Genomic DNA, 8,293 nt, shown 5'->3' with positions numbered 1-8,293 from the left:
GAGGCGCAGCGCGCCGCGCCCCCCCACGCCGCCTCCCTCGGCATCGGCTCCCTCCACGAGTGCGGCGGCCCCGACATCTCCGACGAGGACGACTTCACCGGGCTCCTGAAGGTGGCCGCCGGGCAGCCCGGGCCCCGGGTCTTCGGCTACTGGGCCCAGGAGGTGGCCGACGAGAAGGACGCCCGGCGCGTCCGCGAGCTCGGCGCCGTCGGAGCGGCCGGCGACCTCTTCGTGGACGGCTCCCTCGGCTCGCACACGGCCTGCCTGCACGAGCCGTACGCCGACGCCCCGCACACCGGCACCGCCCACCTGGACGCCGCCCGGATCGCCGCCCACGTCGCCGCCTGCACCGGGGCGGGGCTCCAGGCGGGCTTCCACGCCATCGGGGACGCGGCGCTCTCGGCGGTCGTCGAGGGTGTCAGGGCCGCGGCCGAGAAGGTGGGCCCGGCCCGGATCCGCGCCGCCCGGCACCGCGTCGAGCACGCGGAGATGCTCACCCCCGAGACCGTCGCGGCCTTCGCGGAGCTGGGCCTGACCGCCTCCGTCCAGCCCGCCTTCGACGCGGCGTGGGGAGGCGAGGAGGGCATGTACGCCCAGCGTCTGGGCGCCGGACGGGCCGCCACCCTCAACCCGTACGCGGCGCTCCTGCGGGCCGGTGTGCCGCTCGCCTTCGGCTCGGACAGCCCGGTGACCCCGCTCGACCCGTGGGGGACCGTGCGGGCGGCCGCCTTCCACCGGACACTGGATCACCGCGTCTCGGTCCGGGCCGCCTTCGCCGCGCACACCCGGGGCGGCTGGCGGGCCCTGGGGCGGGACGACGCGGGGACCCTGGTGCCCGGCGCCCCGGCCGACTACGCGGTCTGGCGCACCGATGAGCTGGTGGTCCAGGCACCGGACGACCGGGTGGCGCGCTGGTCGACCGACCCCCGGTCCGGGACGCCGGGACTGCCCGACCTCAGCCCCGGTGCCGACCTCCCGGTCTGCCTGCGCACCGTGGTCCTCGGACAAACTGTCTACGTAAGGCCGAACGAGTGACGTGCGGACATTCCGGTCCGCCGATCGAAGGCGGGCCGGCTCTTCCGCTACCTGGGGATCTCCGGGCCTGACCAGGCAATTTCGGTTATCGGTGCAGGTCAGGCAAGTATTGACAGAATGCGGCCATCGGCCGGTAGGTTCGGCCGAGTCCACCACAGGACGTCCGACCGGCGAAGCCTCCACGCAGTCGTCGAACGCCGCTGGGTCACGGGGTGGTGTGCCGCACCGGCGCACCACCACTGACAGCCAGGTTCAGCGCCCGCGCCTCGGGGGCGAGGGAAGGCTTCAGCCGGACGGAGGGTGCGACCCGGGTGGGGCCCGGACGTTCAGTAGACAACGGCTCTAGGTCGACCCGCAGCCAGCGGGTCCCAGGTCGGCCCGAAGGACACCGGGCCCCGATCCGCACTTCTGTCCCCGATTCGGCTCTTCTGTCCGCCGCGACTCCCGCGCCACCCCGACCGGGACGGCATTCCGCGCCGCCGCGCTCGATATGGTGTGCACCTGTGTACGGACGTGAGGGGCAGTAAGTGAACGACGGCGGTCAGCGGCAATTCGGCCCGCTCGGCAGTGTCTTGGTGATCATCCCGACTTACGACGAGGCCGAGAACATCAAGCCGATCGTGAACCGGGTGCGCGCCGCCGTGCCGGAGGCCCACATCCTCGTAGCCGACGACAACAGCCCCGACGGCACGGGCAAGCTGGCCGACGAGCTCGCCGCGGCCGACGACCACGTCCACGTCCTGCACCGCAAGGGCAAGGAGGGGCTCGGCGCGGCCTATCTCGCCGGCTTCCGCTGGGGCATGGACCACGACTACGGCGTGCTGGTCGAGATGGACGCCGACGGCTCCCACCAGCCCGAGGAGCTGCCCCGGCTGCTCACCGCGCTCAAGAGCGCGGACCTGGTCCTCGGCTCCCGCTGGGTGCCCGGCGGCCGGGTGGTGAACTGGCCCAAGTCCCGCGAGTTCATCTCCCGCGGCGGCAGCACGTACTCCCGGCTGATGCTGGGCCTGCGCACCCGGGACGTCACGGGCGGCTACCGGGCCTTCCGCGCCGACACCCTGAAGGGCATCGGCCTCGACGCGGTCGCCTCGCAGGGCTACTGCTTCCAGGTCGACCTGGCCCGCCGCGCGGTCGACGCCGGCTTCCATGTGGTCGAGGTGCCGATCACCTTCGTGGACCGCGAGATCGGCGACTCCAAGATGAGCAAGGACATCCTGGTCGAGGCGCTGTGGCGGGTGACCGCCTGGGGCGTCGCCAGCCGTACGAACCGGGCCCTCGGCCGCCGTACCCCCTGAGCCGGGCCGTCCCCCTCCACTGCCCCCTTCACCCCCTTACGGCGTACGGACGCGGGGCCAGGCACACTGGGGGCATGACGACCGGCACACCGCCCCCGACCGCCCGCAGGCGCTCGCGCGCCCGGACCTTCGTACCTCTCGCCGTCGCCGCCTGGGCGGTGCTGGAGATCTGGCTGCTGATCCTGGTGGCGGACGTCGCGGGCGGGCTGACCGTCGTGATCCTGCTGGCCGCCGGGATCGTGCTCGGCGCCGCGGTGATCAAGAGCGCGGGCCGCCGGGCCTTCCGCAATCTGACGGAGACCCTCCAGCGGATGCCGGGGCAGCCGGGAGCCGACGGCTCCTCGCCCGTCGCCCCCGAGAGCGGCCGGGGCAACGGCTTCCTGATGCTCGGCGGGCTGCTGATCATGATCCCCGGCCTGATCTCGGACGTGGCCGGGCTGCTGCTCCTGGTCCCGCCGGTGCGCACGGCACTCAGCCGCTACGCGGAGCGCTCGCTGGACCGGCGCGTGAGGGCGGCCGCCCCCGGCGGTTTCTCGGACGCCTTCCAGCAGGCCCGCATCCACCGCCCCGACGGCAAGGTGGTGCAGGGCGAGGTCATCCGCGACGAGCCGCCCCGCGACGACCCGGGCCCGAACGACGAGCCCCGCCCCCCGCTGACGCGGTGACCCTTTCAGGCCCGTCCGGCGGCTGAGGGCGGTCTCCGACGCCGCCCGGACGGGCCCGCCGAAACACGACAAAGCCGCGGGCCCGGTACACATACGTACCGGACCCGCGGCCTGCCGCGGTACCGTGCTAGCGGGTCACGCAGACTTCCTGCTGTCCCGAGGATGCACGGCGATATTCATCGCCCCGGAGCGCAGGACGGCCAGCCGCTCGGCCAGCACCTCCTCCAGCTCCTCGCGCGTGCGCCGCTCCATGAGCATGTCCCAGTGCGTACGCGCCGGCTTGCCCTTCTTCTCCTCGGGGCCATCCCCGTCCACCAGGAGTGCCTGGGCGCCGCACGCCTTGCACTCCCACTCCGGCGGAATCTCCGCCTCTACCGAAAACGGCATCTCGAATCGATGTCCGTTCTGGCATGCGTACTCCACCGCCTGGCGCGGGGCCAGATCGATGCCGCGGTCCGTCTCGTAGCTGGTAACCACGAGTCGCGTGCCGCGGAGAGCTCGCTCACTCATGAATCGTGCCTCCCGGGCTTGTCGCCCACAGGACAGGTGTCGCTGTCGTCGTCAATCGGTCAACGTCCGGTCGGCGGCAAAGATTCCCGTTGCCGGTCATGCGTCGCCCGTCGAACCGCTGATTTTCAGGTTTCCCAGGGTTCAAGTACCCGCCCATACCCGGTTTGTCACCTTTGACGGAAGTTGTCACCCAACGGTTCGCGAAGTTCCACTCGCCGTAACGGTCACCCGGGGCAGGCCAAAGGCGTACACTACCGGCCTTTTACTTCAACGTCTAAATCCGCTCGGGTACCGCGTTTCCCGCCGCCGCCACCGCCCGCCTGAGCGGGACCCGCGCGAGCAGTACCGAACCCACGACGAAGAAGACCACCAGAGAGATGATCGCGTCCCGGTAGCTGCCGGTCAGCTGGTAGGCCAGACCGAACACCAGGGGTCCCAGCCAGCTCAGACCTCGGTCGCTCATCTCGTACGCCGAGAAGTACTCGGCCTCCTTGCCGCGCGGCACCAGGTGCGAGAACAGGGAACGGGACAGCGCCTGGCTGCCGCCCAGCACCAGGCCGATCGCCGCCGCCAGCAGATAGAAGAGGACGGGCGATCCGGCGGGCAGGAAGTAGCCGGCGACCAGGATCAGCGTCCACACCACCAGGGAGCCCAGGATCGTGCGCTTCGCGCCGTACACCCGGGCCGTCCGGCCCATCGCCAGCGCCCCGGCCACCGCGAGCACCTGCACCAGCAGCACCGCCGTGATCAGCGTCGACTGGCCGAGGCCCAGCTCCTCGGAGCCGTACACCGAAGCCTGCGAGATCACGGTCTGCACGCCGTCGTTGTAGACGAGGTAGGCGAGCAGGAAGGACAGGGTCAGCGGATGGCGCCGCATGTCCGCCAGCGTGGCCCGCAGCTGCCGCCACCCCGAGCCCGTCGCCGCACCACGGCCGCCCGGCGCCACCCGGCGGTCACGCAGCCGACGCAGCGGGATGACGGTGAAGACGCCCCACCAGAGGCCCGCCGAGGCCAGGCAGATCCGTACCGCCTCGGACTCGGACAGGCCGAAGGAGTCGTGGCCCGAGTACAGGACCAGATTCAGTACGAGGACCAGCGCCCCGGAGGTGTAGCCGAACGCCCACCCCCGCGAGGAGACGTCGTCGCGCTCCTCCGGCTCCGCGATCTGCGGCAGATAGGAGTTGTAGACCATCATCGCCACCGCCGTCGCGGCGTTCGCCACGATGAGCAGGAAGGCGCCGAGCAGATAGCGGTCCCCGGCCAGGAAGAACATGGCGGTCGTCGCGGCGGCCCCGGTGTACGCCGTCGCCGCGAGGAGCGGCTTCTTGCGGCCCGTACGGTCGGCGGCCGCGCCCACCACGGGCATCAGGACGATCGCCAGGACGAGCGAGGCCGAGACCGCGTACGCGAACAGCGACCCGGCGCGCACCGGGATGCCGAGCGGGTGGACGTAGCCGTCGGAGTCCGCGGCGGCCTTGGCGACCGACGTCAGATACGGGCCGAGGAAGACCGTGACGACGCTCGTGGAGTAGACGGAGCACGCGAAGTCGTAGAAGTACCAGCCGCGCTGCTCCCTGCGCCGCGCGTCCGGGCCGTCCGGGCCGGAGGTGCCGTCGGCCGGCTCGGCGGTGTCTGCGGTCTCGGCCGTCATGGCGCCCCCTGGACTCTCCCCGTGCGGACGCCGGCCGCACGGCGGCGGCGGGTCAGGCCCACGCCCCCCGCTCGCTCAGCACCGTGCGCAGCGTCTCGATGTGATCGGTCATGATGCCATCCACCCCGAGGTCCAGGAGAGCGGCCATCCGCTCCGGTTCGTTCACCGTCCACACATGCACCTGGAGCCCCCGCGCATGGGCCTCGCGCACGAAGCGGCGGTCGACGACCCGGATGCCGTTCCGGCTCTCCGGCACCTGCGCGCACACCGCTCCGGCGCGCAGCGGGGCCGGGACGCCGTACGAGCGCAGCCGCAGGCCGAGCACGCCGCGCACGCCGTACGAGGTGGCCAGGCGCCCGCGGCCCAGCCGGTACGCCCGGGCGACCCGGGCCTCGGAGAACGAGCCGACGCACACCCGGTCCCAGGCGCCCGTCGCCCGGATCAGCTCCAGGAGCGGTTCGAGGGCCGCCTCCGCCTTGACGTCCACGTTCCACCGGGCCCCGGGGAACGTCTCCAGCAGCTCCTCGAACAGCGGCAGCGGCTCGCGCCCGGCGACCCGGGCCCGGCTTATCTCGTTCCACGGGAGCTCCGCCAGGCGGCCCCGGGCGTCCGTCACCCGGTCGAGCGTGGCGTCGTGGAAGGCGACGAGCCGGCCGTCCGCCGAGGCGTGCACATCCGTCTCGAAGTAGCGGTATCCGGCATCGGCGGCACGGCGGAAGGCGGCCACCGTGTTCTCGACGCCGTCCGCCGCGCCGCCCCGATGGGCGAACGCGAGCGGGGCGGGGTGGTCCAGATAGGGGTGGCGTTCGGAAGTCACCGCCGCAGTATGGACCGCCGGGGCGCGGACGTCCCGGCCGAGGGGGCGCCATCCCCGGGGATGGCGAAGACCCGCAGGAAGACCTGGGCGAGCGGGCCGATGGCCAGGGCGTACAGCACCGTGCCGACGCCGAGGGAGCCGCCGAGCAGGAAGCCGGTGACCACCACGGCGATCTCGATCGCCGTGCGCACCAGCCGGATCGACCTGCCGGTCCGGCGGTGGAGCCCGGTCATCAGACCGTCCCGGGGCCCCGGGCCGAAACGGGCGCTGATGTACAGCCCCGTCGCCATCCCGTTCAGCACGATCCCCGCCACCATCACCCCGGCCCGCGCCACCGGCCCGTGCATCTCCGGGACCAGGGCGAGCGTGCCGTCCATCGCGATGCCCACGGCGAACACGTTGGACACCGTGCCGAGCCCCGGCCGCTGCCGCAGCGGTATCCACAGCAGCAGCACGATCGCGCCGATGATGATCGAGACCACACCGATGCTGATCCCGGTCCGCTCGGCGAGCCCCTGGTGCAGCACACCCCACGGCTCCAGGCCGAGACCGGCGACGACCAGGAGGGCCGAACTCGCCCCGTACAGCGCGAGCCCCGCGTACAGCTGGACCAGCCGGCGGGTGAGGATCTTGGACAAGACGTGCCCCCTGGTGTGCCTGGTGTGGTGGTGTTGGACTGCTCCGTGTCACTCTGTGGCAGGGGATTGGCTGCCGGACATGGCCAATCCGAGGAAGGTGGACTGATTCTCATGGCGCAGTGGACTTCGGCGGTCGGTGCGGCCCAGCTGGCCCGGCAGCTCCAGGCCCAGCAGCGGCCGGTGGGCCCCGGCAGCCGCCGCCCGCCCGCCTACCGGGCCCTCGCCGACGGTATACGGCTTCTCGTCCTGGAGGGCCGGGTCGCGGTCGCCGCCAGGCTCCCCGCCGAACGGGAACTCGCCCTCGCCCTCGCCGTCAGCCGCACCACGGTCGCCGCCGCCTACGAGGCGTTGCGGGCCGAGGGCTTCCTGGAGTCCCGGCGCGGCGCGGGCAGCTGGACGGCGGTTCCGGCGGGCAACCCGCTGCCCGCCCGCGGCCTGGAGCCGCTGCCGCCCGAGGCCCTGGGCTCCATGATCGACCTGGGCTGCGCCTCGCTGCCGGCGCCCGAGCCCTGGCTGACCCGGGCGGTCCAGGGCGCCCTGGAGGAGCTTGCCCCGTACGCCCACACGCACGGCGACTACCCCGCCGGGCTACCCGCGCTGCGCCGGATGATCGCCGACCGCTACACCGCCGACGGCATCCCGACCATGCCCGAGCAGATCATGGTCACCACCGGGGCGATGGGTGCCATCGACGCCATCTGCCACCTGTTCGCGGGACGTGGCGAACGCATCGCGGTGGAGTCCCCGAGCTACGCCAACATCCTCCAGCTGATGCGGGAGGCGGGCGCCCGGCTGGTCCCGGTCGCCATGGAGGAGGGGCTCGGCGGCTGGGACCTGAACCGGTGGCGCCAGGTCCTGCGGGACGCCGCGCCCCGGCTCGGATACGTCGTCGCGGACTTCCACAACCCGACCGGGGCGCTGGCGGACGAGGAGCGCCGCCGCGCGCTGGTGGACGCCGCCCGCTCGGCCGGCACGGTCCTGGTGGTCGACGAGACGATGCGCGAGCTGCACCTCGACGAGGACGTGGCGATGCCGCGCCCGGTCTGCGCGTTCGACCCGGCCGGCAGCACGGTCCTGACCGTGGGCTCGGCCAGCAAGGCGTTCTGGGCCGGCATGCGGATCGGCTGGGTACGGGCCTCGCCCGACGTGATCCGCAGCCTGGTGGCCGCCCGCGCGTACGCCGACATGGGCACCCCCGTCCTCGAACAGCTCGCGGTGAACTGGCTGATGCGCACCGGCGGCTGGCAGGAAGCCGTGCGGCTGCGCCGGGAACAGGCCCGCGAGAACCGCGACGCGCTCGTCGCCGCGGTGCGCCGGGAGCTGCCGGAGTGGGAGTTCTCGGTGCCCGGCGGCGGGCTCACGCTCTGGGTGCGGACCGGCGGGCTCTCCGGTTCCCGGCTCGCGGTCGCCGGGGAAGGGGTCGGGGTGCGCGTGCCGTCCGGGCCCCGGTTCGGGGTCGACGGCGCATTCGAGGGCTACGTACGGCTTCCGTTCACGGTCGGCGGCCCGGTCGCGGACGAGGCGGCCCAGCGCCTGGCCCAGGCCGCCCGGCTGGTCGGCGCAGGCGCGGGGGCGGGCATGGAGGCACCGCGCACGTTCGTGGCGTGAACGACGGCGGGACCGCGAGCCCGGCGGGCGGGACAGCCCCCTGAAGGCGGAGGAGGGGCCGGCGCGCCGCCGGG

At 73.1% G+C, this 8,293-nt stretch carries 8 protein-coding genes; 4 read left to right on the top strand and 4 right to left on the bottom strand.

What is annotated here, in order from left to right; all coding sequences use genetic code 11:
• The 3 genes from ACN6LM_RS37015 to fxsA all read left to right on the top strand — a co-directional run.
• A partial coding sequence (locus ACN6LM_RS37015; protein WP_445069817.1) for an amidohydrolase occupies nt 1-1,035 on the top strand: 1,035 nt, incomplete at its 5' end.
• Nucleotides 1,036-1,562: 527 nt separating this feature from the next.
• Nucleotides 1,563-2,330, top strand: a complete 768-nt coding sequence (locus ACN6LM_RS37010; protein WP_445069816.1) for a polyprenol monophosphomannose synthase — start codon at nt 1,563-1,565, stop codon at nt 2,328-2,330.
• Nucleotides 2,331-2,404: 74 nt separating this feature from the next.
• A complete protein-coding gene (gene fxsA, locus ACN6LM_RS37005; protein WP_445069815.1) occupies nt 2,405-2,995 on the top strand; it encodes an FxsA family membrane protein in 591 nt (196 codons plus the stop codon).
• 135 nt (nt 2,996-3,130) lie between these two features.
• Here the strand turns inward: fxsA and ACN6LM_RS37000 are convergent, their stop codons facing one another.
• The 4 genes from ACN6LM_RS37000 to yczE all read right to left on the bottom strand — a co-directional run bounded on the left by ACN6LM_RS37000 (nt 3,131) and on the right by yczE (nt 6,611).
• Complete coding sequence (locus ACN6LM_RS37000; RefSeq protein WP_003959706.1) at nt 3,131-3,505, bottom strand: RNA polymerase-binding protein RbpA; 375 nt, start codon at nt 3,503-3,505, stop codon at nt 3,131-3,133.
• 274 nt (nt 3,506-3,779) lie between these two features.
• Complete coding sequence (locus tag ACN6LM_RS36995) at nt 3,780-5,156, bottom strand: MFS transporter (protein ID WP_445069814.1); 1,377 nt, start codon at nt 5,154-5,156, stop codon at nt 3,780-3,782.
• Between the two features lie 52 nt (nt 5,157-5,208).
• Nucleotides 5,209-5,973, bottom strand: coding sequence for a glycerophosphodiester phosphodiesterase (locus tag ACN6LM_RS36990; RefSeq protein ID WP_445069813.1), 765 nt, complete (start codon nt 5,971-5,973; stop codon nt 5,209-5,211).
• Nucleotides 5,970-6,611, bottom strand: coding sequence for a membrane protein YczE (yczE, locus tag ACN6LM_RS36985; protein WP_445069812.1), 642 nt, complete (start codon nt 6,609-6,611; stop codon nt 5,970-5,972). The genes ACN6LM_RS36990 and yczE overlap by 4 nt, the downstream gene beginning before the upstream one ends.
• Nucleotides 6,612-6,722: 111 nt before the next feature.
• Between yczE and ACN6LM_RS36980 the strand changes: the two genes are divergently transcribed.
• Entirely contained in the window at nt 6,723-8,219 is a 1,497-nt protein-coding gene (locus tag ACN6LM_RS36980) for an SCO1417 family PLP biosynthesis transcription factor (RefSeq protein WP_445069811.1), read from the top strand.
• Nucleotides 8,220-8,293 lie beyond the last annotated feature (74 nt).

This window comes from Streptomyces sp. SAS_281 (assembly GCF_052542855.1).
The sequence above is the reverse complement of the archived record's forward strand: the minus strand, read 5'-3'. Positions and strand labels throughout refer to the sequence as shown.